This window comes from Bacillus sp. FSL R9-9834 (genome assembly GCF_038006905.1).
GTDB classification, from domain to species: domain Bacteria; phylum Bacillota; class Bacilli; order Bacillales; family Bacillaceae_G; genus Bacillus_A; species Bacillus_A pacificus.
Genome location: NZ_JBBOWD010000001.1, coordinates 4700001 through 4724116 on the forward strand (window position 1 = coordinate 4700001; position 24116 = coordinate 4724116).

Annotated in this window: 26 protein-coding genes and 1 pseudogene (1 of these 27 only partly in view); 13 read left to right on the forward strand and 14 right to left on the reverse strand. The window is 36.9% G+C overall.

Annotated features, from left to right (window positions below; genetic code table 11):
* Positions 1-197, forward strand: partial view of a potassium channel family protein gene (locus tag MKY00_RS24700; RefSeq protein ID WP_016718786.1) — the end only. It extends 799 nt beyond the left edge of the window; only the last 197 of its 996 coding nucleotides appear in the window; its start codon lies off the left edge, out of view; the stop codon is at positions 195-197.
* Here the strand turns inward: MKY00_RS24700 and MKY00_RS24705 are convergent.
* On the reverse strand, positions 184-597 hold the full coding sequence (locus tag MKY00_RS24705) for a YugN-like family protein (RefSeq protein WP_016718787.1): 414 nt from the start codon (positions 595-597) through the stop codon (positions 184-186). The genes MKY00_RS24700 and MKY00_RS24705 overlap by 14 nt on opposite strands.
* A gap of 106 nt (positions 598-703) precedes the next feature.
* Complete coding sequence (locus tag MKY00_RS24710; protein ID WP_000103652.1) at positions 704-2056, reverse strand: glucose-6-phosphate isomerase; 1353 nt, start codon at positions 2054-2056, stop codon at positions 704-706.
* Positions 2057-2330: 274 nt separating this feature from the next.
* On the opposite strand from MKY00_RS24710, the gene MKY00_RS24715 reads away from it, so the two are divergent.
* The gene (locus MKY00_RS24715) at positions 2331-2564 is read left to right on the forward strand and encodes a DUF378 domain-containing protein (RefSeq protein WP_000105788.1); all 234 of its coding nucleotides are present in this window, start codon (positions 2331-2333) and stop codon (positions 2562-2564) included.
* Between the two features lie 111 nt (positions 2565-2675).
* Here the strand turns inward: MKY00_RS24715 and yugI are convergent, their stop codons facing one another.
* The 3 genes from yugI to MKY00_RS24730 form a co-directional block, all read right to left on the reverse strand.
* Positions 2676-3020 carry a S1 domain-containing post-transcriptional regulator GSP13 gene (gene yugI, locus MKY00_RS24720; protein ID WP_000003767.1) on the reverse strand — a complete coding sequence of 115 codons (345 nt, stop codon included), beginning with the start codon at positions 3018-3020 and terminating at the stop codon, positions 2676-2678.
* A gap of 253 nt (positions 3021-3273) precedes the next feature.
* The gene (locus tag MKY00_RS24725) at positions 3274-4464 is read right to left on the reverse strand and encodes an aminotransferase (protein WP_016718788.1); all 1191 of its coding nucleotides are present in this window, start codon (positions 4462-4464) and stop codon (positions 3274-3276) included.
* The gene (locus MKY00_RS24730; RefSeq protein WP_000255706.1) at positions 4461-4958 is read right to left on the reverse strand and encodes an Lrp/AsnC family transcriptional regulator; all 498 of its coding nucleotides are present in this window, start codon (positions 4956-4958) and stop codon (positions 4461-4463) included. The genes MKY00_RS24725 and MKY00_RS24730 overlap by 4 nt, the downstream gene beginning before the upstream one ends.
* 118 nt (positions 4959-5076) lie before the next feature.
* Here MKY00_RS24730 and MKY00_RS24735 point away from each other — a divergent pair, with 118 nt between their 5' ends.
* Both MKY00_RS24735 and MKY00_RS24740 read left to right on the forward strand, forming a co-directional pair.
* Positions 5077-6069 carry a 2-hydroxyacid dehydrogenase gene (locus MKY00_RS24735; RefSeq protein ID WP_016718789.1) on the forward strand — a complete coding sequence of 331 codons (993 nt, stop codon included), beginning with the start codon at positions 5077-5079 and terminating at the stop codon, positions 6067-6069.
* 109 nt (positions 6070-6178) lie between these two features.
* The gene (locus MKY00_RS24740; protein WP_341035313.1) at positions 6179-7018 is read left to right on the forward strand and encodes an alpha/beta fold hydrolase; all 840 of its coding nucleotides are present in this window, start codon (positions 6179-6181) and stop codon (positions 7016-7018) included.
* A 31-nt stretch (positions 7019-7049) separates the two neighbouring features.
* Here MKY00_RS24740 and MKY00_RS24745 read toward each other — a convergent pair whose 3' ends face one another.
* Positions 7050-7301, reverse strand: coding sequence for a YugE family protein (locus tag MKY00_RS24745; protein ID WP_000537636.1), 252 nt, complete (start codon positions 7299-7301; stop codon positions 7050-7052).
* A gap of 117 nt (positions 7302-7418) precedes the next feature.
* Here MKY00_RS24745 and MKY00_RS24750 point away from each other — a divergent pair, with 117 nt between their 5' ends.
* Positions 7419-8570: a MalY/PatB family protein gene (locus MKY00_RS24750; protein ID WP_016718790.1), complete on the forward strand. Its 1152-nt coding sequence runs from the start codon at positions 7419-7421 to the stop codon at positions 8568-8570.
* 124 nt (positions 8571-8694) lie between these two features.
* Here MKY00_RS24750 and sodC read toward each other — a convergent pair whose 3' ends face one another.
* Together sodC and MKY00_RS24760 are read right to left on the reverse strand one after the other, a co-directional pair.
* Positions 8695-9234, reverse strand: coding sequence for a superoxide dismutase [Cu-Zn] (sodC, locus tag MKY00_RS24755; RefSeq protein WP_000746511.1), 540 nt, complete (start codon positions 9232-9234; stop codon positions 8695-8697).
* A 68-nt stretch (positions 9235-9302) separates the two neighbouring features.
* The gene (locus MKY00_RS24760; RefSeq protein WP_000982762.1) at positions 9303-9479 is read right to left on the reverse strand and encodes a hypothetical protein; all 177 of its coding nucleotides are present in this window, start codon (positions 9477-9479) and stop codon (positions 9303-9305) included.
* Between the two features lie 165 nt (positions 9480-9644).
* Between MKY00_RS24760 and MKY00_RS24765 the strand changes: the two genes are divergently transcribed.
* Positions 9645-10028, forward strand: a complete 384-nt coding sequence (locus MKY00_RS24765; protein WP_001209341.1) for a kinase-associated lipoprotein B — start codon at positions 9645-9647, stop codon at positions 10026-10028.
* 41 nt (positions 10029-10069) lie between these two features.
* On the opposite strand, the gene kapD is transcribed toward MKY00_RS24765, so the two are convergent.
* Complete coding sequence (kapD, locus tag MKY00_RS24770; RefSeq protein ID WP_001005369.1) at positions 10070-10693, reverse strand: 3'-5' exonuclease KapD; 624 nt, start codon at positions 10691-10693, stop codon at positions 10070-10072.
* Positions 10694-10982: 289 nt separating this feature from the next.
* On the opposite strand from kapD, the gene MKY00_RS24775 reads away from it, so the two are divergent.
* Positions 10983-12308, forward strand: a complete 1326-nt coding sequence (locus tag MKY00_RS24775; RefSeq protein ID WP_000545225.1) for an ArsB/NhaD family transporter — start codon at positions 10983-10985, stop codon at positions 12306-12308.
* Positions 12309-12362: 54 nt separating this feature from the next.
* On the opposite strand, the gene MKY00_RS24780 is transcribed toward MKY00_RS24775, so the two are convergent.
* Positions 12363-12830, reverse strand: a complete 468-nt coding sequence (locus tag MKY00_RS24780) for a hypothetical protein (protein WP_000390059.1) — start codon at positions 12828-12830, stop codon at positions 12363-12365.
* 118 nt (positions 12831-12948) lie between these two features.
* Here MKY00_RS24780 and MKY00_RS24785 point away from each other — a divergent pair, with 118 nt between their 5' ends.
* The 3 genes from MKY00_RS24785 to MKY00_RS24795 all read left to right on the forward strand — a co-directional run bounded on the left by MKY00_RS24785 (position 12949) and on the right by MKY00_RS24795 (position 16841).
* Complete coding sequence (locus tag MKY00_RS24785) at positions 12949-13662, forward strand: DNA alkylation repair protein (protein WP_016718791.1); 714 nt, start codon at positions 12949-12951, stop codon at positions 13660-13662.
* 347 nt (positions 13663-14009) lie between these two features.
* Positions 14010-15386 (forward strand): glycine--tRNA ligase, encoded by a 1377-nt coding sequence (locus MKY00_RS24790; protein ID WP_000287154.1) that lies wholly within the window; start codon positions 14010-14012, stop codon positions 15384-15386.
* Positions 15387-15507: 121 nt separating this feature from the next.
* A protein-coding gene (locus tag MKY00_RS24795; RefSeq protein ID WP_085966774.1) for an IS3 family transposase occupies positions 15508-16841 on the forward strand; the annotation gives its coding sequence in 2 pieces (ribosomal slippage) (positions 15508-15895 and positions 15895-16841; 1335 coding nt in all).
* A gap of 56 nt (positions 16842-16897) precedes the next feature.
* On the opposite strand, the gene MKY00_RS24800 is transcribed toward MKY00_RS24795, so the two are convergent.
* Complete coding sequence (locus MKY00_RS24800; RefSeq protein ID WP_001140611.1) at positions 16898-17281, reverse strand: hotdog fold thioesterase; 384 nt, start codon at positions 17279-17281, stop codon at positions 16898-16900.
* A gap of 95 nt (positions 17282-17376) precedes the next feature.
* Here MKY00_RS24800 and MKY00_RS24805 point away from each other — a divergent pair, with 95 nt between their 5' ends.
* Complete coding sequence (locus tag MKY00_RS24805) at positions 17377-18120, forward strand: DUF3298 and DUF4163 domain-containing protein (protein ID WP_014893444.1); 744 nt, start codon at positions 17377-17379, stop codon at positions 18118-18120.
* Positions 18121-18170: 50 nt separating this feature from the next.
* Entirely contained in the window at positions 18171-18764 is a 594-nt protein-coding gene (locus MKY00_RS24810; protein WP_016718792.1) for a biotin transporter BioY, read from the forward strand.
* A gap of 118 nt (positions 18765-18882) precedes the next feature.
* Here the strand turns inward: MKY00_RS24810 and MKY00_RS24815 are convergent.
* From MKY00_RS24815 to MKY00_RS24825, 3 genes and pseudogenes are all read right to left on the reverse strand, one after another.
* A pseudogene (locus MKY00_RS24815) lies at positions 18883-20437 on the reverse strand (IS1182-like element ISBce1 family transposase).
* 147 nt (positions 20438-20584) lie between these two features.
* Entirely contained in the window at positions 20585-21472 is an 888-nt protein-coding gene (gene galU, locus MKY00_RS24820) for a UTP--glucose-1-phosphate uridylyltransferase GalU (protein WP_029141219.1), read from the reverse strand.
* A gap of 107 nt (positions 21473-21579) precedes the next feature.
* The gene (locus MKY00_RS24825; protein WP_016718795.1) at positions 21580-23304 is read right to left on the reverse strand and encodes a phospho-sugar mutase; all 1725 of its coding nucleotides are present in this window, start codon (positions 23302-23304) and stop codon (positions 21580-21582) included.
* 143 nt (positions 23305-23447) lie between these two features.
* On the opposite strand from MKY00_RS24825, the gene cdaS reads away from it, so the two are divergent.
* The gene (gene cdaS / locus MKY00_RS24830) at positions 23448-24053 is read left to right on the forward strand and encodes a sporulation-specific diadenylate cyclase CdaS (protein ID WP_001158738.1); all 606 of its coding nucleotides are present in this window, start codon (positions 23448-23450) and stop codon (positions 24051-24053) included.
* The last annotated feature ends 63 nt before the right edge of the window (positions 24054-24116 follow it).

Genomic DNA, 24116 nt, shown 5'->3' on the forward strand with positions numbered 1-24116 from the left:
AAATCTCTGATAATAAATTACAACTGATGGAGCTTCCCCCATCCTGCACTGGACAAACTTTTGCAAATTGTAGCTATACTCTTTTAAAGCAAAACATTCTCTTACTAGGTATAAAGCGCGACGAACAATATATGATTAACCCAGTTCATTCTTTTGTTCTCATTGAAAGCGACATACTCATTGTTATTCATCATTAGTAAAATGACGCTCTAGTTCCTGCATGAGCACTTTCCCAATATTGATATATTTTCTTTTTACATCTCCATCTGGATCTTTCGGCTCAGCAAATTGATCCAATCCACTCGTACCGGCTGTTAACGTATTTACATGATCATCTAGTTCGTCTTGATATACGTGCGAAAGAATATACGGCGTTTCAAGACGGACTATTACGCCTGGCACATCTAATTCACCATTCACCGCTGTAAAGGGCACTCGCAGAAATTGATAGCCATCTTCTTCATCAATTTTATAATCAAAGCATCCTTTATCATAATCCCAATTGCCACCAATGCTATATCCGAGTGGCTTCATGATTTCTTCTAACTTATATAACGCATATGTACGTCCTTCTAAATTTGATTGAATCGGAATCAAGTCCATCCCTCCTAGACTTTTTCCTTAGCATACCCACTCTAGTTTGAATATACTGATGGACTTTTCGATGAAATAATAAAAAGCGGCCGGATCCGGCCGCTTTTTATTATTTTAAACGCTCTTCTAATTCTGCTTTTAATTCTTCAAATCCTGGTTTACCAAGTAAAGCAAACATGTTTTTCTTGTATGCTTCTACTCCTGGTTGGTCAAATGGATTTACGCCTAATAAGTAGCCGCTCATCGCACATGCTTTTTCGAAGAAGTATACAAGGTAACCAAATGTGTACTCATTTAATTCAGGAATATTTACGATTAAGTTTGGTACTCCGCCATCGCTATGTGCAAGTAATGTACCTTCGTATGCTTTCGTGTTTACGAAGTCTACAGTTTCACCAGCAAGGTAATTTAATCCATCTAAATCGTTTTCTTCTGATTCGATTGTTAGTTCATGTGTAGGTTTACCTACTTTTAGAACTGTTTCAAATAAGTCACGACGACCTTCTTGAACGTATTGACCTAATGAGTGTAAGTCAGTTGAGAAGTTTGCTGAAGATGGGAAAATACCTTTTTGATCTTTTCCTTCACTTTCACCAAATAACTGTTTCCACCACTCAGCGAAGTATTGAAGTGCTGGCTCATAGTTAACAAGCATTTCAATTGTTTTTCCTTTATTGTATAAAGCGTTACGAACTACTGCATATTGGTAAGCTGGGTTTTCTTCTAGTTCTGATGTTCCGAAGTCATCATGACCAGCAGCTGCACCTTTCATCATCTCTTCAATATTTAAGCCACTCACTGCGATTGGTAATAAACCAACTGGCGTTAATACAGAGAAACGTCCTCCAACATCATCTGGAATAACGAATGTTTCGTAACCTTCATTATCAGCTAATGTTTTTAATGCACCACGCGCTTTATCTGTCGTTGCATAAATACGTTTGCGAGCTTCTTCTTTTCCATATTTTTCTTCTAACAACTTACGGAAAATACGGAATGCTAGTGCAGGCTCTGTTGTTGTACCTGATTTGGAAATAACGTTAATAGAGAAGTCTTTACCTTCTAATACATCCATTAAATCTTTCATGTAAGTGGAGCTAATGTTTTGTCCAACAAATAGCACTTGTGGAGTTTTACGTTGTTCTTTAGAAAGTGTGTTGTAGAAAGAATGGTTTAACATTTCAATTGCTGCACGTGCTCCTAGGTAAGAACCACCGATACCTACAACAAGTAAAATGTCAGAGTCATTTTTAATTTTTTCTGCGCATTTTTGAATGCGAGCAAATTCTTCTTTGTCATATTGAAGCGGAAGGTCTACCCACCCAAGGAAATCGTTCCCAGCTCCAGTTTTTTCGTGGATTGCGTGATGTGTTACTTTCACTGCATCACGTAAATAAGTGATTTCATGTTCACCGATGAAGGATAACGCTTTAGAATAGTCGAACGTTACATGTGTACTCATCTTTTTCCCTCCAATTATGGATATGTATTTCTGTATTCACTTTAGCGAAACTGAAGTTGTAAATCAAGCGATTAGCCAATTGTAAACGCAACCAATATATATTTTTTAAAAAAAGTTCATTTTTTGCATAAAAATTCGCATTTTTCGGTATAGATGTATATACATCCTGTTTCAAACATTTTTTATGTATAAAAACAACATAACTACACCATTCTATAAAAGAGTTAATTAACTCATCGCTTGCTCATGCTTCACAATTAAGGGGGGCTTTTTCATGAGTACTTTGCAACGTATCGCATTAGTCTTTACTGTAATTGGCGCTGTGAACTGGGGATTAATCGGGTTCTTCCAGTTTGACTTAGTGGCAGCTATTTTCGGTGGACAAAACTCAGCTCTTGCACGTATTATTTACGGCATCGTCGGTATTTCTGGGCTGATCAATCTTGGTTTACTCTTTAAACCATCAGAAAATCTTGGTACTCACCCAGAAACGAACGAAATTCGCTAGTCAGTATGTCCTTACTCACCTTCGACATACGAATATGATTGCATGCAATCATATTTGCAAATATATATCATAAGAAAAAGTAAAAGAGGAACGCTCATATGCGCTCCTCTTTTACTTTGTTAACTCGGACTCTTCAATCCATTCTGTTAGCTTTTCTCGCAGCGTATTAAATCCGTCCTTAGATGGATTCGGTATAAGAATCCGTCCTTGTTTTCTTTTCGCCGCTTTTAACGATAAACTCATTTTTCTGTGTTCTTCATCAATTGAAAGTACTTTTACTTCTACTGTATCGCCGACTTTTAAAAAGTCATGAATATCCTTTACATATCCATTTGTAATTTCAGATATATGCACAAGTCCTTGTGTTTCTGCATCTAACGCTACAAATGCACCGTAATCTTGAATCCCAGTCACTTTCCCTGTTACAACCACTCCTGTTGTATATTGTTCTGACATATGAAACACTCCCATACGTTTACCATTTTCTCTACAATTGTAGATAGCAAAGCAGATGATTTATTGTTAAATATCCGATTAGTTAATACGTACCCTAAGTAAAGCAACTCAAGATACGCATACCTTATATTAGTAAATTATACCACTATGACAGAGCTCATTCAAAATTCATGAAAAAATTTCCTTAAGTAAGTATAATTCTCCAATATTAGGATAGAATACTAACACATGGCTTTCTAGTATTCCCCCCCTTTTATGGACAAAACGTATTGTGTTTTGTCCTTTTTTTATTCTCTATAAACCGTTCCATTCTCTTCATTGCTTCCATAAGCTGTTCAAGCGATGTTGCATACGAACAACGAATAAACCCTTCGCCACTTTCGCCAAATACACTTCCAGGTACAACAGCCACTTTTTCTTCTAATAATAACTGTTCTGCAAATTCCGCTGAAGATAGTCCGGTTGAAGAAATGGAAGGAAAGACATAAAATGCTCCGCCTGGCACATGACACGTTAATCCCATGTCATTAAAAGATGTCGTCATAAAATTACGGCGTTTCTTATAACTATCTCTCATCCGAATTACTTCATCATTCCCCGCACGTAACGCTTCAAGTGCTGCGAACTGAGACATCGTCGGTGCACACATCATAGAATATTGGTGAATTTTGAGCATTAATTCTGAAAAATGAACAGGAGCTGCAATCATACCAAGACGCCATCCTGTCATTGCAAATCCTTTTGAAAATCCTGAGATTAAAATCGTATGCTCGCGCATATTTTTAATACTCGCGAAACTTGTATATGCTTCGTCGTATACAAGTTCTGCATAAATTTCATCAGATAATACGATTAAATTGTACTTCTCAACAATCACTGCTATTTCTTCAAGCTCGGACTTGTTTAACATTGCACCTGTTGGGTTATTTGGTGAACAAAGTAAAATTGCCTTTGTCTTCGCTGTAATAGCTGCTTCAATTTGTTCTGGTTGTACTTTAAATTCATTTTCTAAAGTAGTCGCCACAGGAACTGGAACGCCTCCAGCTAATGTCACAAGCGGGGCATAAGAAACGAAACTTGGCTCAATAATGAGTACTTCGTCATCAGGATTTATAATGGCGCGCATCGCTACATCTAACGCCTGACTTGCTCCAACTGTAACAATGATTTCATCGTTTGGATCATAAGAAACTGCAAATTGTTTTTTTAGATACTTTGCTATTTCTTGACGGAGCTCCAATAATCCTGCATTTGCTGTATATGACGTATATCCTTGTTCTAAAGAACGGATACATGCTTGCCTCACATTCCAAGGTGTAACGAAATCAGGCTCTCCTACTCCAAGCGAAATAACACCTTTCATATTTGCTGCTAAATCGAAAAACTTTCGAATACCAGATGGTTGTAAAGATTCCGCTGCTCTAGATAGTTCAAATTGCTTCATGGTGTCACCACAATTCGCTTATCATCATCGTTTTTTTCATAAATAATTCCCTCATGTTTATACTTCTTCAAAATGAAATGCGTTGTCGTAGAAACGACAGATTCAATTGTTGCTAATTTCTCAGAAACAAACATCGCCACTTCTCCCATTGTCTTTCCTTCTAATGTAATAGAAAGGTCATATGTCCCTGACATTAAATACACAGATTTCACTTCTGAATAGCGATAAATTTGCTCAGCAACCGCATCGAACCCAACGCCGTGCTTTGGCGTAACTTTCACATCAATCATTGCCGTTAAACCTGTATGTTCTTTCACCTTCGTCCAATCGATATGTGTTACATAATCCACGATAATCTTTTCCGCTTCTAATTTTTCAACCATTTTCTTTACTTCTTCTACTTCTATATTTAACAGCTTCGCTAATGTATCTACAGTTAATCGACTACTTTTTTCAAGACAAGCTAATAATTCTAATTCTTTTTCTGTCACCATATAAATCATCCTTCCTTTTCGTTTGTGTCTAAATTATACAAATAGCCTTTCCAGTTTGAAAAGAAGATTTTTTTAGTGAATTATGTCAAAATAAAGTGAAACTTTAATCAGCGGATAAATGCGTGATAAAGCGAAAGGGGATGGAACCGTGAAACCAAAAGTTTATATTGCTGAACCAGTTCCAACATTTGTAGAAAACTATTTATCAGAACACTGTGATTATGAAAAATGGGAGCAAAATGAGAAGGTACCTCGTGATGTTCTACTAGAGAAAATACAAGATAAAGATGGTTTATTAAATTTCGGATCTGCTATTAATGAAGAATTATTGGAGGCGGCTCCTAACTTAAAAGTAGTAAGCAACATTTCTGTCGGTTACGATAATTTTGATTTACAAGCGATGGAAAAGCGCAATGTCCTCGGAACAAATACACCTTACGTACTAGATGATACAGTAGCTGACCTCGTTTTTGCTCTTATGTTATCTGCTGGTCGTCGTGTTTGTGAACTCGACTCCTACGTAAAAAATGGTAAATGGAATGCGGAAATTGGAAAAGAGCACTTTGGGCTAGATGTACACCATAGTACAATCGGCATTATCGGTATGGGCCGAATTGGTGAAGCTGTTGCAAAACGAGCGAAATTCGGATTTGATATGGATGTTCTTTATTATAACCGTCGCCGAAAAGAAGAAGCTGAACAAAAATTCGATGCTACATATTGTGATTTACAGACGCTACTCAAACAGTCTGACTTTATCGTTCTTCTTACTCCATTAACAGATGAAACGTACCATCTTATCGGAGAAAAGGAATTTTCATTCATGAAAGAAACAGCTATCTTCATTAATGCTTCTCGCGGGAAAACAGTAGATGAAGAAGCGTTAATTCATGCGTTAACAGAAAAGAAAATCTTTGCAGCAGGCATCGATACTTTTACACAAGAGCCGATTCAAAAAGACAGTCCGCTCTTATCCTTACAAAATGTTGTGACCTTACCACATATCGGATCTGCAACATTAAAAACTAGGCAACAAATGGCTATGACCGCCGCTGAAAATTTAGTTGCAGCGTTACAAGGAAAAACACCGCCTAATATTGTTCGCGGGTAATACTGAATATACGAAAGGCAAGATGACATCGTCATCTTGCCTTTTTTTGTTAACATATTTTTTTCTGCCTTGGAAATGATATGAACAAAAATCAATGGAGTGACAAAAAATGAATCACGAATCTACTTGTCCTTATTTCACTTTTTCCACTCGCGGCACTACTGTTCATTACGAATTGTATGAACATGAAAATAAAACAGAACGTCCTACTTTCGTACTCGTTCACGGTTTTTTATCTTCCTCATTCAGCTACCGCCGTCTTATTCCTTTATTATCGAAAGAAGGCACAGTCATTGCTCTTGATTTGCCCCCGTTCGGAAAGAGCGATAAGTCTCATCTATTTAAGTATTCTTATCATAATTTAGCAACGATTATAATCGATTTAATTGAACACTTATCTCTCTCAAACATTGTGTTAGTTGGACATTCTATGGGCGGCCAAATTTCACTTTACGTAAACCGTATACGTCCTGAATTAATTTCAAAGACAATTTTACTATGTAGCTCTAGCTATTTAGCACGCGCAACTTTACCTTTACTGTACTCTTCTTATTTACCGTTCTTTCATTTATACGTAAAGAATTGGATTATACGGCGCGGCATCGTTCATAACTTAATGAATGTCGTTCATGATCATTCATTAATTGACGATGAAATGAAGGCAGGTTACTCTGCTCCTTTTTATGACAACCGTATATTCCCCGCTTTAACTCGTATGATACGAGATCGTGAAGGTGACTTATCTTCAACTGAATTACAAAAAATCGAAACACCTACTCTACTCATTTTGGGTGAAAAAGATCGGGTCGTCCCTGTACATGTAGGTCATCGTCTGCACAAAGATTTACCGAATTCGAAATTTATTTCTTACGAAAATACAGGGCATTTACTACCTGAAGAAAAACCGGAACATGTTTATGAAGAAATTATCGCTTTTTCTGCGCAATAATATCAAAAAGGCTGTCGGAAATTCCGACAGCCTACAATGAACAACTTCCGCCTTCTTTTATTACAAGTAATTCCACAGCTAACTTCTCACATTTTTCAAGCGCAGGTACTTCCTCAAAAGACATAAAGTATATATGTTGAATCTTCTTTGCGATGTATTTTGAATCATCAAACACACTTGCGACGTTCACAACATCGCTCGCTTCTGTTTCATAAAACTCCGGTCCCATTTGAAACGGATCCCAATTCTTCACAACCTCTATCATCTTTTCATATGTACCCATTCGCTTCCCGCCTTTTCACTTTTTAATACTTTTCTTTATCCTATCACATCAGCTATTCTATAAGAAGAGAGAGAACTTTCATAACTTAACGGTTTTACAGAAGAAGGGAGCAAACTTATGCAACTATTTCATAAAGCAGTCAATCGCCGTGGAACTCATAGTACAAAATGGGATACATATAAAAACGAAGAACTTATCCACGCGTGGATTGCTGATATGGATTTTGAAGTACCACAACCAATTCAAACTGCTTTAAAGCAACGTATCGAGCATCCTATTTTCGGCTATACACTTCCTCCCGAAAATATTGGCGATATTATTTGTAACTGGACAAAAAAACAGTACAACTGGGATATTCAAAAAGAATGGATTGTCTTTAGCGCCGGAATCGTTCCAGCTCTTAGTACGAGCATACAGGCCTTCACAAAGGAAAACGAATCCGTTCTCGTACAACCACCTATTTATCCCCCATTTTTCGAAATGGTCACAACAAACAATAGACAATTATGCGTAAGTCCATTACAGAAACACAATGATACATATGCCATAGACTTCGAACATTTAGAAAAGCAATTTCAACAAGGCGTCAAACTTATGCTTCTTTGCAGTCCTCACAACCCGATAGGGCGTGTTTGGACGAAAGAGGAATTAACAAAGCTTGGATCTTTATGTACAAAATATAATGTAATCGTTGTCGCAGATGAAATTCATTCCGATATTATTTACGCAAATCATACACATACACCGTTCGCTTCTTTATCTGAAGAACTAGCAGCGCGCACGATAACTTGTATGGCTCCAAGTAAAACATTTAATATCGCTGGATTACAAGCATCGATTATTATCATTCCAAATGAAAAACTCCGTCAAGCCTTTACATCTATCCAATATAGACAAGGCTTCCACGGATTAAATACATTTGCCTATACAGCGATGGTAAGTGCCTATACAGAATGTAACGATTGGCTAAATGAAATTCGATTATATATAGAAGATAACGCTAAGTTCGCTTGTGAATATATGAAAGATCACATACCTGCTCTTTCCGTAACGAAGCCAGAAGGTAGCTTTTTGTTATGGATTGATTGCTCTCGCCTACAACTGTCTCAAGATGAGCGCACTAAATTGCTCGAAGAAAAAGGAAAAATTATTGTTGAACCTGGTGAGAAATACGGATTAGGCGGCGAAGAACATATTCGAATTAACATCGGCTGTCCAAGGTCTGTTTTAGAAGAAATTTTAAATAGGCTGCGCCATACGTTTTCATAATAAGAAAGGAGGCTATTTGAGACAGCCTCCTTTGTCATATTTTGTCGGTAAGTCGATATATTTTAAAAATCGCCGATATATTTTCACTTACACTACACAAAAAAGCTACCGCGCACGGTAGCTTTTATTTTTTCTTCATATCCGACGCTTTTTTTACAATAACCCCACAAGCAATTCGATCACCTGATTTACCTGTCGGTTGTGTCATACCATCATCAGCATTTTCTGTAATAATAATAGACGCTCCATCTTTTCTATGAATCGTCGTTTTCCCTTCTTCAAGCGTTATATGTGGCGCATCAATTTCTGCTTTAATTTTCCCGGAACCGTCTGCAATTACGTTCGGTAAATCACCGTTTTCTGCACCCTTCGGATTAAGGAGTCCATGCTTTTTATTATCAGGGTTAAAATGATTCCCAGATGATTCAAAACGCGGTGCTTTACACTCACCAATTTCATGTACATGTATGCCGTGTGGGCCAGGTGTGAACCCTTCCCCTTTAATCTTAATTTTTACTCCGCTTGTTTGCTGCACTACTTTCGCAGTCCCCACTTCATCACCTGAAGCATTATGTAATTTCACGTCAATTTCTTTCGGCTTTCCTTGGTCACAACCTGCCATCAGAAATAGTAAACAACAACTGAAAAAAAGCCGTTTTTTCATTTTATTCCCTCCAAAATACATTCTGCCCTTAGATTGTCCGAGCATAGAGGGAAACATACAAAAATGAGTTACTGTTTCTTTTCAGCTAACAGCTTTTCTTCAACTTTCTGTAATCGATCTGCTTCTCGTTTTGATACACGAATGAACATACGCCACGTGGCAACCGCACCGATAATAAATAGAACACAAACAATCCCTGGAATAATATATTCTGTTTTATCTTCCGGAAAATATAATGGCATCATATAAATCACTCCTTATTATAGGATTCGCAAAACATCAGAATTTTCTGTTATATTATTTTAAATTATAGTGGAACCTATCCACATTCTCAAGGGGGCATTCCGAACGCGAATGATTTCTTTGACTCCTTCTCCTACTTTCCTTACTATAAACTTGAGGTGAAAAATATGAGAGAAACATTTGAAATTGGCGAAATCGTTACTGGTATTTATAAAACGGGAAAATACATTGGCGAAGTTACAAATAGCCGCCCTGGCAGTTACGTCGTAAAAGTATTAGCTGTTTTAAAACATCCGGTGCAAGGTGACTTACATAACGTAAAACAAGCTGACGTACCATTTTTCCACGAAAGACGTGCTTTAGCTTTTCGTGAACAGACGAACATTCCAGAGCAAATGGTGAAGAAATATGAAGGAGAAATTCCAGATTATACAGATTCACTCAAATTAGCATTAGAAACTCAAATGAATTCATTTTCTGAAGATGATTCACCTTTTGCAGTTCGTAGTCTAGAAACATTAGAGCAATTAAAAAAAGACTACAAACTTTAAAAAAACAAAACGACCAAATTACATACTGTGCAATTTGGTCGTTACTGTGTACTCACTTTCTTTAACACTTTTGAAAAATCAACGAGTTCCCCTAATGTTGGAGGTGCTGGTTTCACTAAATACTCTTTATCTTTTTCTACTAACTTAAAAATATTATACGTCGTCATCGCATCATCTAGCGCACAATGATGCTTACCCGTCCCTACTTTTCCATACGCCTCAATTGCTTTCCACAGTCCTGTTTGATTTCTCTCACCAAAAAACTTCTTATACTCAAGTGATAAATCACGACACTGTCCTTGGAAAGGAAAATCTACTCCCGCTTTTTCACAATTATGCTTCAACACTTTCATATCCATATTTCCCCACGTAACAATGGTCGGTTTACATCTCTTTTCATATTCTGCAAGTTTTTCAACGAGTTCTGGAAACGAAATTCCTTTATCTACGACTTCTTGTTTAATCCCTAAAAACTTCTTACATCGATCCGTTAAAGATGGAAAAGTTTTCGGCCTAACATGAGCTGAATACGTATCTTCTACCTTACAGCCAACAACCGAAACGAGTCCTACCTCAATAATCTCCGGGAAAAATCCTTTTGGTTTTTTTCTGTGCTGGGGCATCGTAAACTCAAAATCCAAAAATAAAAATTGTTGTTCATTCATACGATCCCTTCCTTATCATCTTTGTCATTCCTTTCTATTTGACACTCCTACACGAACAAGCTCGAATGCTAATTCCATTTTAAATATTCAGATTGGATGTATCTTATATATATGTCAAATGCCCGCAAATATTTTTAAAAATAAGAAAAAGTAACCTTTGCAGAAAATATAACAAAATAAGCCCTTTCATTTACATCCGACATTTTTCTACTTTATAATGACGTTATGTGTGTTTCATCTAGTTAATTTTTGACACACTAAGAAAAGTGAATGAAAGGAGATGAGAGTTTTGCACGAAACAACGCAAGAGCTCGCAAACTGGCAGTATTATTTTGCTATCGCAGTCTTTTTAATTACATATGCCATTATTATTTCTGAAAAAATTAATCGCGCTGTCATCGCACTTCTTGGCGCAGCACTCATGGTAATTATGGGGGTTGTTGATTTACACAATGCCTTTACGAAACATATTGAATGGGGGACGATTACACTACTCATCGGTATGATGATTTTGGTGAACATTACGAGTAAATCGGGCGTCTTCCAATACGTTGCCATTAAAGCAGCAAAAGGAGCGCAAGGAAATCCAATTAAAATTTTAATTTCACTTTCCTTACTTACTGCACTTGGTTCCGCGTTTTTAGATAACGTTACAACTGTACTTCTTGTTGTTCCAGTTACTTTATCTATTACGCGCATACTGCAAGTAAATCCTGTTCCTTATTTACTTTCTGAAATTATTTTTTCAAACATCGGGGGAACAGCAACATTAATTGGTGATCCACCTAACATTATGATTGGTTCTGCCAATAAGCATTTAGATTTCAATGCTTTCTTGCTAAACTTAGCGCCAATCGTAATTATTATCATTGGTGTGACAGCGACAATCCTTTACTTCATGTACCGCAAACAATTAATCGCTGATCCTGTACAAGTTAAAAAATTAATGAGTTTAGATGAAAAACAATACATTAAAGATCCAGTATTAATGAAAAAGTCTTTAACAGTACTTGGACTTACAATTGTAGGTTTCATGACCCATTCCATTTTCCACGTCGATGCAGCTATCATCGCTTTAACTGGTGCTACTGTACTTATGTTAATCGGTGTAAAAGAACATGAAATTGAAGAAGTATTCGCAAGTGTAGAATGGGTAACAATCTTCTTCTTCGCAGGACTATTCGTACTCGTTGGAGGACTTATCGATATCGGTCTTATTAAAATGTTAGCTCAAAAAGTAATTGGCATAACAGGCGGAGATATTTCTTACGCATCTATCCTTATTTTATGGGTATCTGGTATCGCCTCTGCAACGATTGATAACATTCCATTCGTTGCAACAATGATTCCTCTTATTAACGATATGGCTGTCGGATTAGGTTTATCACCTGCTGACGCGCAAATCGACGTATTATGGTGGGCATTAGCATTAGGTGCTTGTCTAGGCGGAAACGGAACATTAATCGGCGCTTCTGCTAACGTAATCGTTGCAGGTATCGCAAGCCGAGAAGGACATAAATTTAGCTACATGGACTTCTTAAAAGTCGGTTTCCCAATTATGATCGTTTCATTAATCATTTCTCATATTTATATTTATGTACGCTACCTTATGTAGCACAAAAAGCGCCCTGCTTTCAGGGCGCTTTTTCTATCTCAAATATTACATATACTACTCGTTATACCTCACCGGCTCATTTCGAATAATGAACAAGTGAATCGGCAAGAACACCGAAAATGTGATGACATGAATAATTGTAAATAATATAGAGTTCGTTCCATATCTGTCTAAGATAGCGTAGATGAGATAAATGGACAACACAATCGATACAGCTGTTGCTAGTATACTTATAATTGGTACAAAATTAAAAATGAAACACGCGACATATATGCCGAATACTTTCCATCCTGCTTCTTCTTTCAAGAAATCTGGTAATTTATCTTTTGCTAAATCGCCCCACGTTTTACTATTTATAAAAGGAATAAAAGCAAGAACCCCATCCGTTGCACCATCATTTTTCGCCATCGTATACAGTGCAAAAGCCGTTAACAAATACGAAATAATTGCCCAAATTATGATAACAAGAATAAACGCAAAACTAAGAGCAAAGAAACCTGCTAGTACGCCTTGATCTTCCATCTTATCCTCTCCTCTCTACTTTCAACATATTTCGTTACATGGCAAGTTATGTTTTAAAATTCAACCAAACTCTCTGTATAATGAAATAAGCAAGATAATAAGAGAGGAGAATGTACTTATGCACCCATTTGTAAAAGCATTACAAGAGCACTTCATAGCAAATCAAAACCCAGAAAAAGCAGAACCGATGGCACGTTATATGAAAAATCACTTCCCGTTTCTTGGTATTCAAACTCCCGAGAGAAGACAATTATTGAAAGACGTCATTCAAATACATACGCTCCCAGACCAAAAAGACTTCCAAGTTATCGTACGTGAGCTTTGGGATTTACCAGAACGAGAATTTCAGGCAGCCGCACTCGATATGATGCAAAAATATAAAAAGCATATAAACGAAACGCATATCCCCTTCTTAGAAGAACTCATTGTAACAAAATCTTGGTGGGACACTGTCGATAGCATCGTCCCTACATTTTTAGGTACTATTTTTTTACAACATCCCGAATTGATTTCTGCCTATATTCCAAAATGGATTGCATCAAATAACATATGGTTACAACGCGCCGCTATTTTATTCCAGCTAAAATATAAACAAAAGATGGATGAAGAACTTCTTTTTTGGGTTATTGGACAACTACATTCTTCGAAAGAATTTTTCATTCAAAAAGCGATTGGATGGGTACTTCGCGAATATGCAAAAACAAAGCCCCATGTCGTTTGGGAATACGTGCAAAATAACGAGCTTGCCCCGCTCAGCAGGCGTGAAGCAATTAAGCACATTAAAGAAAATTACGGAATAAATAACGAAAAAATAGGCGAGACTCTATCGTAGATAGACGCGTTCCTCTATTGAGATTTAAAAAAGAACGTGTTAGAATATGTTCATTATTATTAATATAAGTAGCGATGACGGACTTATAAGTACTTGCACAAAAAGCGATTCAGGGATAGTGAAAGCCTGAAGCCGCAAGGAAACGGCAGTCTCGAGCAATACGTGATAAAGTGGATGCACCTTTTGTGTATCAACTAGGGTGGAACCGCGGGCAAACGCTCGTCCCTAGGCAATAAGGCCTTGGGATGAGCGTTTTTTTATGTTTTTTAAAGCATATACTGCTCGTTTCACAAGTTACCTGAGCACGTCATCGCCAATACGTTAACTTTCAAAAGGAGGATTTTATTATGTATTCAATGGAACAAGTAGTAAACTTAGCGAAACATCGCGGTTTCGTTTTCCCTGGTTCTGAAATTTACGGTGGTCTTGCAAACACTTGGGATTACGGTCCACTTGGAATCGAATTAAAAAATAACGTTAAAAAAGCTTGGTGGAAAAAATTCATTCAAGAATCCCCATACAACGTTGGTTTAGACGCAGCTATTTTAATGAACCCAAAAACTTGGATCGCTTCTGGTCACGTTGGTAACTTCAACGATCCAATGATCGACTGTAAAAAATGTAAAGCGCGTCACCGTGCTGACAAATTAATTGAAGATGCATTAGATGCAAAAGGCATCGAAATGGTTGTTGATGGTCTTACTTTCGACCAAATGGCTGACTTAATGAAAGAACATGAAGTAAAATGTCCTGATTGCGGTAGTGAAGAATTCACTGAAATCCGTCAGTTCAACTTAATGTTCAAAACATTCCAAGGTGTTACAGAGTCTAGCACAAACGAAATCTTCCTTCGTCCAGAAACAGCACAAGGTATTTTCGTAAACTTCAAAAACGTACAACGCTCTATGCGTAAAAAGCTTCCATTTGGTATTGGCCAAATCGGTAAGAGCTTCCGTAACGAAATCACGCCTGGTAACTTCACATTCCGTACACGTGAATTCGAACAAATGGAACTTGAATTCTTCTGTAAGCCTGGTGAAGATTTAGAGTGGTTCGCATTCTGGCGTGAAACTTGTAAGAACTGGTTACTTTCACTTGGTATGACTGAAGAAAGCATGCGTCTTCGTGACCACGGTGAAGAGGAATTATCTCACTACAGTAACGCAACAACTGACATTGAATTCAAATTCCCATTCGGTTGGGGCGAACTATGGGGCGTTGCATCTCGTACAGACTTCGATTTAAAACGTCACATGGAACACTCTAACGAAGACTTTAACTATATTGATCCACAAACGAATGAGCGTTACGTACCATACTGCATCGAGCCATCTTTAGGTGCTGACCGCGTAACATTAGCATTCTTATGTGATGCATACGAAGAAGAGCAATTAGAAAACGATTCTCGTACAGTTCTTCGTTTCCACCCTGCTTTAGCACCATACAAAGCAGCTATCTTACCATTATCTAAAAAGCTATCTGAAGGTGCTACTGAAGTATTTGCAGAACTAGCTAAAGACTTCATGGTAGACTTTGACGAAACTGGTTCTATCGGTAAACGTTACCGTCGTCAAGACGAAATCGGTACACCATTCTGTATCACTTACGACTTCGACTCAGTTGAAGACAAAGCTGTTACAGTACGTGACCGTGACACAATGGAACAAGTTCGTATGCCAATTAGCGAACTAAAAGGTTTCTTAGAGAAGAAAATCCAGTTCTAATTATAAGAAAAAGAGGCTGCTCTATAAACTGTACCCTATAGAATAGACACTTAAAAAAAGTCTATTCTATAGGGTATTTCTTGTATAATGAGAGAAAAATGAGAATCGGAGAAATTTCAAAATGACGAAAAAATTGCTTACAGAAAAGGAAATTCAAATATTATCAAAAAATCGATACGTAAAATCGGTAAGCCAAAAAGGAATTACCTATACCGATGAATTCAAGCGTATTTTTATTAAGGAAAATGAACAGGGTAAACCACCTCGTATTATTTTTGAAGAATGTGGTTTTGATATAGATATCATCGGTCTACAACGTATTGTGTCATCAGGAAATAGATGGCGTACGTCCTATAAGCAAAACGGTGTATGGGGCTTAAGAGACACACGTAAGGAAAACTCAGGAAGAAAGTCAGAAAGAGAACTTACATTAGAGGAGAAATATGCACGTTTGGAAGCGGAACGAAACTTATTAAAAGCTGAAAATGAACTGTTAAAAAAGATCAAATTTATGGAAGGGAGGATGGGAAAGAAATAACGTTACACGCTAGTCAAAAGTACCTATTAATTCGTTCTATCATTGAAAAATACCGCCTGAAAAATATGGTGAGATATTTGTGTCAGGTCGCAGGCGTTTCACGTTCTGGATACTATAATTATTTTTTAGCCATTTCTCAAAGTCGGCGAGAGAAAAGAATACATCAAGATGAAATAGTGAAAGAGATTATATTAAAGGCATTTCGATTTAAAAACCGAAAAAAGGGGGCTCGTCAGATCAAAATGACATTGGCGGGTCAATTTCAAGTTGTCTACAATTTGAAACGCATCCGTAGAATCATGAAAAAATATGGGATAATCTGTCCTATTCGTAGAGAAAATCCCTATAAAAAAATGTTGAAAGCGACGAAAGAACACTTCGTGGTACCCAATCGATTAAAACGCGAATTTAGGCAAGGTGTACCGGGAAAGGTACTTCTTACAGATATCACATACCTGTTTTATGGTAAGAATCAAAAAGGATATTTATCTACTATTCTAGACGGGTCTACGAATGAAGTTTTGGCGTATCATGTTTCAGAACGACTTACCTTAGATATCGCAACGACGACGCTGCACAAACTAAAGAAGAATAAGAAGGTACGATTAACGCAAGATGCCTATATTCATTCTGATCAAGGTGCTCATTACACAAGTCCTACCTATCAAAAATTAGTCAAAAAATTAAAGCTGGGACAATCTATGTCAAGGCGAGGAAACTGTTGGGATAATGCCCCACAAGAATCTTTTTTCGGGCACTTTAAAGATGAAGCACACATCAAAACTTGTACATCTTTCACACAGTTAAAACAAGAAATTAAAGACTATATGAAATACTATAATCAGCACAGATATCAGTGGAATTTAAAGAAGATGACTCCTGTCGAATACAGAAACCATCTTCTTGATGCCGCCTAACTTTTTTTAAAATGTCCTTTACAAAGGGTACAGATTACTAATGAGCGCCTCTTTTTTTACTTTTCACGTTTTTCTTTAATTGCTACTGTACATCTTGAAATACATAATAAATCGTCATTCTCATCAATGATACGTACATCCCAAACCATCGTTGAGTTTCCTCTATGTATCGGTGTTCCGATCGCTGTTACAATTCCATCTTTCTTTGAGCGAATATGATTTGCATTAATTTCTAGACCGAAACAGATGCATTTTTCTTGATCAATTAAATTGTATGAACCGACACTTGCTACTGTTTCCGCCAACGCAACAGAAGCACCACCATGTAAAAATCCAAATGGCTGATGCGTACGCTCATCTACGGGCATCGTAGCAACCACCTTATCTTCTGTCATCTCTAACAACTCAATTCCAAGTGAATCCATTAAAGTTTTTGCCATATCGTTTCCCCCTTCTCTTACTTTAATAAAATGTATAATTTTACCTATTTATTTTCAAACTACTTATAACACTTATATAAGGAGGTTTCACCTAAATGAAACAGAAATTTTGTATATTACTGCTTATGTGCTCCTTGCTGACTATTGTACCAAATTGTGCACTAGTAGCCAAAGCATCCAACCTGACAATCGATGTTCAGACTGTCACACAAAAAGGTAAGAAACCTTATATAGAATATCAAATTAACAGACCTTCTTTTCATAACTTTTCCGATTCTAAATTTCAAAATAAGCTCAATTTCTATTACAAAAAATCTACTGACAAATTTAAAACCAAATTAGAAAAAGACGCAAAAAAATATTATAAAGAAACAGAAGGATCAAGTACACCATTTCATCCGTACGTGGCGAATGTTGATTATAAAGTCTCTTTAAATAAACCACCTTTTCTTAGCCTATATTTGAATTACTATCAATATACAGGCGGAGCACATGGTCTTTATACGTGGAAGGCAAACACATTCGATTTAAACGAAAAAAAGTTACTACACTTAGACGATTTATTTCAACAAAAAGATGCATACAAAGAAGTAATTCGTGCTGAGATTGTAAGACAAATTAAACAAAATGAAAGTATTTATTTTCCTGATGCATCTGAAAAAGTCATGAGCACGAAAAAGTTCCACTTCTTTTTAGAACCGGACAATCTCGTCATTTATTTCCCTTTATATGAGATTGCCCCTTATTCAAGTGGAATTCCGCAATTTCGTATTCCTTATACGTTGTTAAGAGACTATTTGAAGCCTTCTTATCAAAATATTTTAATTGACAACAAGTAAATCTTTTCGCTACGATAATGTTAACCTAAAAACAACAGGAGGTTAACATTATGAGAAGATTTCATGTTTTAGATTTAGCATTAGCTGCCATGTTCGTTGCTCTTATGGCTATTGGTGCAAATATTGTATCTTGGGCACCATTCTTACAAATAGCGGGCGTCCCACTATCTATGCAACCATTTTTCGCAATTTTAGCAGGGCTTCTTCTTGGAAGTAGACTTGGTGCATTATCAATGACCGTTTACATGCTTGTTGGAGTAGCAGGTGCGCCAATCTTCGCTAACTTCAAAGCTGGATTTGGAGCACTTTTAGATCCTACTGGTGGCTTTATTATTGCATTTATTATCGTTGCTTACGTATCAGGAAAACTAGTAGAACAAAAAGAACGACCGACATTCAGTACATTTGCAATTGCTTCGTTCACAGGAATCATTTTAACGTATATTATCGGTACTACTTACATGTACGGAGCAGTCAATCTCTTCATGGGTGGTAATATGAGCTATAAAGCGGCTTGGATGATTATGATGTGGTTCGCAGTAAAAGATATTGCATTTACCATTATCGGTGCTATTATCGCACCTCGTATATACTATGCTGTACGTCGTTCCGCTTATCAGCATTCTCATTCGACGATTTCATAAGAAAAAGGAGGTTGTCCCAAAAGGTCGTTAAAAACGACCTTTTGGAGACAATTTCTTATATTTTACCTTTATATGGATAAAAACCCAATCATAAGTAGAAAACCAATTGTTTTTCTACTTATGATTGGGGTTTTTTCGCTTTTGATTGAGCTGTTGTTGTCCATTTCCGTAAATTATGGGCAACAACAAATAAGACCCCATTCCAGTCGATTTTTGGAAAGGCCTCGTAAGGAAAAACGTTGGAAGAAACGATTATATTTAATATGACCAAATACGGGTTCCACCTCTATTTTTCGCTTTCCATATAATTCTTTACCTTCTTTTGTATGTAAACGTTCGCGTACTTCTTTTCGCTGTTTTTGATTTTGGACAGAGACACTGATAGATTTTGTTTCTTTTCCTTTGGCACATGTTTCTTGAAATGGACAGTCTAAACATTCTGTACAACGATAGGTTCTTTTGATAGAAGTATAACCATTGCTTGTTTGTTGTTTGCTTTCATGTGAAAAAATAAGGCGTTTTTCATTTGCACAAATCCATTCATCTAGCTCTTCCTCATAAAACATATTTTCCACGCGACCTATTTGTTTCGTCCACGCCTTCGTTTGTTCTTTTTCAAACGTATTGTATTTCACATATGCTTTCATTTTTTTCTCTTCACAAAATGCATAGTTTTCTTCACTTCCATAACCAGAATCGGCAACTACATTTTGAGGCTTTACACGATTGTACTTCTCAAATATTTCAAAATGAGGAATCAAACAAGTTGTATCTCCCGCTTTTTGATGAATACTAAACCCTGTAATAAATTGATCCTCGGTTCCGATTTGTATATTGTACCCTGGTTTAAGTTGACCATTTTTCATGTGATCTTCTTTCATCCGCATAAAGGTCGCATCTGTATCTGTTTTTGAAAAGCTATTTCTTTCTTGAAATGTTTCTTTATGAGCTTCGTATTTTATTTTGCGTGGAAGAAGATCATTTTCTAACTGGCGCTTTGCTTTTTTCATCGTTTTATTTTTCGGTTCATCTTGTAGGCGTTTTTCTAAGGTTTGAATGGTTTGTTTAATTTTTTCTGAAGTGACCGAACAGGTATCTTTCATTTGTTCTTCTTCTAATTCCGCTTTCTGATCGTCTTCACTTGCTTGTTCAATTGTCGCGACAATTTTTTGGTACTTCTCATCTAGTTTTTGATCATATTTTTCTGTGGATTTTTTCCATACAAACGTATATCGATTGGCATTTGCCTCGATTTTTGTTCCATCTAGAAAATAATCTTCGAGTTTGACAAGCCCTTCTTGTTTCAACAGGTCGATGAGAGAGAAGAAAGTTTCATAAATCACGTCTTTCATGCGCTCCGATCGAAAACGATTGATCGTACGAAAGTCTGGTGTTTTTTCATCAGAAAGCCACATGAAATGGATATTTTCATGGAGTTGTTCTTCAATTTTTCGAGAAGAATAGATTCCTTTTGCGTAGGCATATAATAAAATTTTCAACATCATTTTTGAGTGATAAGGTGGTCTGCCACCACCTGGATAACGTGATAAGAGGATAGAGAGATCCATCGCTTCTACAGCCGTATGAACCACACGTGAAAGATGATGTTCAGGAATATGAACCTCAACATCTAGTGGAAAAGTCAGTTGGTTTTTGTTATAATCTATAAACATAAAAGAATCGTTCCTTTCTTTTGATAATTTGGTTGTGGTGACTTAATTATATCAAAAATGGACGATTCTTTTTTATATTTTCCGTAAAGAAAGAGGTTGCCTAAAAGTAGCTATTCAGCTACTTTTGGGACAACCTCCTTTTTTATATTAAGACTCTTGATTCGTTTGTTCTTCTAAAATTTTCTTCATCATCGTAACCATGTCATCACGTAATTCTGGGTGTTGTAGTGCCATTTCGATTGTTGTTTGAACAAATCCTAACTTTTCACCTACGTCGTAGCGCTTTCCTTCGAAGTCGTAAGCGAATACACGTTGAATTTCGTTTAAGCTTTGAATCGCATCTGTTAACTGAATTTCACCACCAGCACCAACATGTTGCTGGTCTAAGAACATGAAGATTTCAGGTGTTAAAACGTAACGTCCCATAATTGCTAAGTTTGAAGGTGCTGTACCTGCTGCTGGTTTCTCAACGAAATTGCGAACTTGGTAACGACGTCCTTCCTGCTCTAACGGATCGATAATTCCGTAACGATGTGTTTCCTCTTCTGGAACCGTTTGTACACCAATAACAGAAGAAAGCGTTTTATCATATTCTTCAATTAATTGACGTAAACATGGTTTTTCAGCTTGAACGATATCATCACCTAATAAAACAGCAAATGGCTCATCACCAATGAATTTACGCGCACACCAAACAGCGTGACCTAATCCTTTTGGTTCTTTTTGACGAATATAGTGAATGTCTACCATTTTTGAAGAAGCCTGTACTTTTTCAAGTAACTCATACTTTTTCTTTTCTAATAAGTTTTGCTCTAACTCAAATGCATTATCAAAATGATCTTCAATAGAACGCTTCGTTTTACCAGTAACGATAATAATATCTTCGATTCCTGATTTTACTGCTTCTTCTACAATGTATTGGATAGTTGGTTTATCAACAATCGGTAACATTTCTTTCGGCATCGCTTTCGTTGCTGGTAAAAAACGTGTTCCTAATCCAGCTGCTGGGATTATCGCTTTTCTTACTTTTTTCATCACAAAATACCCTCTCTCCTGTCGGAATTCATAGCAATCATTTCCTACATAAAACAAAAGGGAGATCTCGCTCCCTTTTGTTCCTTACTACTTAAAATTACTTTATATTATAAACGATTCATAATATCTTCTTTAATAGTAAGTAACTTTTGTTCACTATTTTGTAAAGAATTATCTTGAACACCGAAGTAGAACTTAATCTTCGGTTCAGTTCCAGATGGACGTAGGCAGAACCAAGAACCATCTTCTAATTGATATTTTAACACATTTGATTTCGGTAAGTGAATCTCTTCTTTATGTCCATCTTGTAAAGATGTAATAATGCTCGCTTTATAGTCTTCAACTGCTACAACTGTTAAGCCCGCTACTTCTTTCGGAGGATTTTCACGGAATGTTGCCATCATTTCTTGAATTTGTTCCGCTCCATCTTTTCCTTTTAGCGTTAACGATACAAGATCTTCACGGAAGAAACCGTACTTCTCAAACACTTCTAATAGACCATCGTATAACGTTTTACCTTGTGATTTGTAGTATGCAGCTACTTCACATGCAAATAGAACAGATTGTACTGCATCTTTATCACGGCAGAATGGACGGATTAAATAACCATAGCTTTCCTCATAACCGAATTGGAATTCGTATTGTCCGCTTTCTTCATACTGTTTAATTTTCTCACCGATAAATTTAAATCCAGTTAACGTATCAACTGTATCTAAACCGTATGCTTTCGCGATTGTACGACCAATTTCAGACGTTACGATTGTTTTTAATACAACACCGTTCTCTGGTAGCGTTCCGTTTTCTTTCTTTTGAGATAATAAGTAATCAAGCATTAATGCACCTGTTTGGTTACCAGTTAATACTTGGAACTCACCATCGTGATTACGAACTGCTACACCAAGACGGTCTGCGTCAGGATCCGTTGCGATTAACACATCTGCGCCTACCTTCTCACCGTCACGAATTGCATATTCAAATGCTGCATGCTCTTCTGGGTTCGGTGATTTTACTGTAGAGAAGTTCGGATCTGGTAACTCTTGCTCTTTTACAACTGTTACATCTGTAAATCCAACTTCTTCTAAACCACGGCGTACAGAAATATTTGATGTTCCGTGTAGTGGTGTGAAGACGATTTTTAAGTCTTTCCCAACCTTTTGTACCATTTCTTTATTAATAATGACATTGTTCAATTCTGCAGCATATGCATCATCGACTTCTTGTCCAATAATATGTAATAAACCGTCAGCTTTTAATTGCTCCACATCAGCAACCTCAACTGTTAATTCATCTTCTACTGCGTTTACGTAGCTAATTAATTCATCAGCTTCTTTCGGAGGCAACTGCCCACCATCTTCACCGTATACTTTATAACCGTTATATTCAGGCGGATTATGACTTGCCGTAAGAACGATTCCACTCACTGTATGTAAATGACGAACTGCGAAAGAAAGCACTGGCGTTGGACGTAAGCTTTCAAACACATATGTTGTAATGCCGTGTGCACCTAGTGTAGCAGCAACTTCCATTGCGAACTCAGGTGATTTATGACGAGAATCATACGCTACAACAACACCACGCTTCTTCGCTTCTTCACCTAACTTTTCAATAAACTTCGCTAATCCTTGTGTCGCTTTACGAACTGTATATACGTTCAGACGGTTCGTACCAGCACCAAGTTCACCACGCATACCACCTGTGCCGAATTCTAGATTTTTATAAAAGCTGTCCTCGATTTTTTTCTCATCTTGCTTCATGTTTTCTAACTGTTCTTTTAGTTCTGCATCTAACTCTGCATATGAAAGCCAGCGACTAAATTCTTGTTTCCAGTTCATACTTCTATCTCCTCTCGCTTGTCATACCTTTATTATATGAAAAAAACAACCTGTATCTCAATATTTTTTACAATCTAACAGGATTTTACTAGGAATATTTGTATACACTATGATTAAATACTCCACTAAAGGGAATGAGGATTATGCAAGAATGGGGCTTGTCAGAAGAGCTCAAAATACAAACAAAGCAAATGATTGAAATTGCTGAAAAAGAATTATCAATTATGAGGCAGGCAATTGATAAAGAAGATGAATGTATTTTGTGCAAGATGGAAGATATTCATCATATGTTAGCAAATGTACAAACACTGGCAGCTACATACTATATTCAAGCGTATTTATCACCTTATACAGAAAGCTCACAGTTCATTACAACAGCTGTTCAACATTTAAGTGCCAGAAAACATGGTGCTCTTATTGTTGTGGAACGAAACGAGCCACTTGAATCTTGTATTCAAACTGGAACAACATTACATGCTCATTTAACCGCACCACTGCTCGAATCGATTTTTTATCCAGGGAACCCTCTTCACGACGGAGCCGTTCTCGTTAAAAATAACCATATTGTTTCTGCTGCTAATATTCTTCCATTAACGAAAAGTACAGAAGTTGATCCTGAACTCGGAACACGTCACAGAGCTGCAATTGGCTTATCAGAAAAAAGCGATGCCCTTATTTTAGTTGTCTCTGAAGAAACGGGCCGCACTTCATTCGCTTTAAACGGGACTTTATATACAATTTCTCTATAAAGTAAAATTACATCGGCCGTAACACCATATATCAATAAAAAAGGCTGTTCCAAAATGTAGGAA

Excerpts from the sequence above, each read along its gene's own strand:
- galU (WP_029141219.1), bottom strand. The coding sequence starts at position 21,472 with ATGAAAAAAGTAAGAAAAGCGATAATCCCAGCAGCTGGATTAGGAACA.
- kapD (WP_001005369.1), bottom strand. The coding sequence starts at position 10,693 with ATGAATGAACAACAATTTTTATTTTTGGATTTTGAGTTTACGATGCCC.
- MKY00_RS24765 (WP_001209341.1), top strand. The coding sequence starts at position 9,645 with ATGAGAGAAACATTTGAAATTGGCGAAATCGTTACTGGTATTTATAAA.
- MKY00_RS24800 (WP_001140611.1), bottom strand. The coding sequence starts at position 17,281 with ATGGCAAAAACTTTAATGGATTCACTTGGAATTGAGTTGTTAGAGATG.
- MKY00_RS24730 (WP_000255706.1), bottom strand. The coding sequence starts at position 4,958 with ATGGTGACAGAAAAAGAATTAGAATTATTAGCTTGTCTTGAAAAAAGT.
- MKY00_RS24825 (WP_016718795.1), bottom strand. The coding sequence starts at position 23,304 with ATGAACTGGAAACAAGAATTTAGTCGCTGGCTTTCATATGCAGAGTTA.
- MKY00_RS24750 (WP_016718790.1), top strand. The coding sequence starts at position 7,419 with ATGCAACTATTTCATAAAGCAGTCAATCGCCGTGGAACTCATAGTACA.
- MKY00_RS24715 (WP_000105788.1), top strand. The coding sequence starts at position 2,331 with ATGAGTACTTTGCAACGTATCGCATTAGTCTTTACTGTAATTGGCGCT.
- cdaS (WP_001158738.1), top strand. The coding sequence starts at position 23,448 with ATGCAAGAATGGGGCTTGTCAGAAGAGCTCAAAATACAAACAAAGCAA.
- MKY00_RS24735 (WP_016718789.1), top strand. The coding sequence starts at position 5,077 with ATGCGTGATAAAGCGAAAGGGGATGGAACCGTGAAACCAAAAGTTTAT.
- MKY00_RS24785 (WP_016718791.1), top strand. The coding sequence starts at position 12,949 with ATGCACCCATTTGTAAAAGCATTACAAGAGCACTTCATAGCAAATCAA.
- MKY00_RS24780 (WP_000390059.1), bottom strand. The coding sequence starts at position 12,830 with ATGGAAGATCAAGGCGTACTAGCAGGTTTCTTTGCTCTTAGTTTTGCG.
- MKY00_RS24725 (WP_016718788.1), bottom strand. The coding sequence starts at position 4,464 with ATGAAGCAATTTGAACTATCTAGAGCAGCGGAATCTTTACAACCATCT.
- MKY00_RS24810 (WP_016718792.1), top strand. The coding sequence starts at position 18,171 with ATGAGAAGATTTCATGTTTTAGATTTAGCATTAGCTGCCATGTTCGTT.
- yugI (WP_000003767.1), bottom strand. The coding sequence starts at position 3,020 with ATGTCAGAACAATATACAACAGGAGTGGTTGTAACAGGGAAAGTGACT.
- MKY00_RS24790 (WP_000287154.1), top strand. The coding sequence starts at position 14,010 with ATGTATTCAATGGAACAAGTAGTAAACTTAGCGAAACATCGCGGTTTC.
- MKY00_RS24745 (WP_000537636.1), bottom strand. The coding sequence starts at position 7,301 with ATGGGTACATATGAAAAGATGATAGAGGTTGTGAAGAATTGGGATCCG.
- sodC (WP_000746511.1), bottom strand. The coding sequence starts at position 9,234 with ATGAAAAAACGGCTTTTTTTCAGTTGTTGTTTACTATTTCTGATGGCA.
- MKY00_RS24760 (WP_000982762.1), bottom strand. The coding sequence starts at position 9,479 with ATGATGCCATTATATTTTCCGGAAGATAAAACAGAATATATTATTCCA.
- MKY00_RS24740 (WP_341035313.1), top strand. The coding sequence starts at position 6,179 with ATGAATCACGAATCTACTTGTCCTTATTTCACTTTTTCCACTCGCGGC.
- MKY00_RS24805 (WP_014893444.1), top strand. The coding sequence starts at position 17,377 with ATGAAACAGAAATTTTGTATATTACTGCTTATGTGCTCCTTGCTGACT.
- MKY00_RS24710 (WP_000103652.1), bottom strand. The coding sequence starts at position 2,056 with ATGAGTACACATGTAACGTTCGACTATTCTAAAGCGTTATCCTTCATC.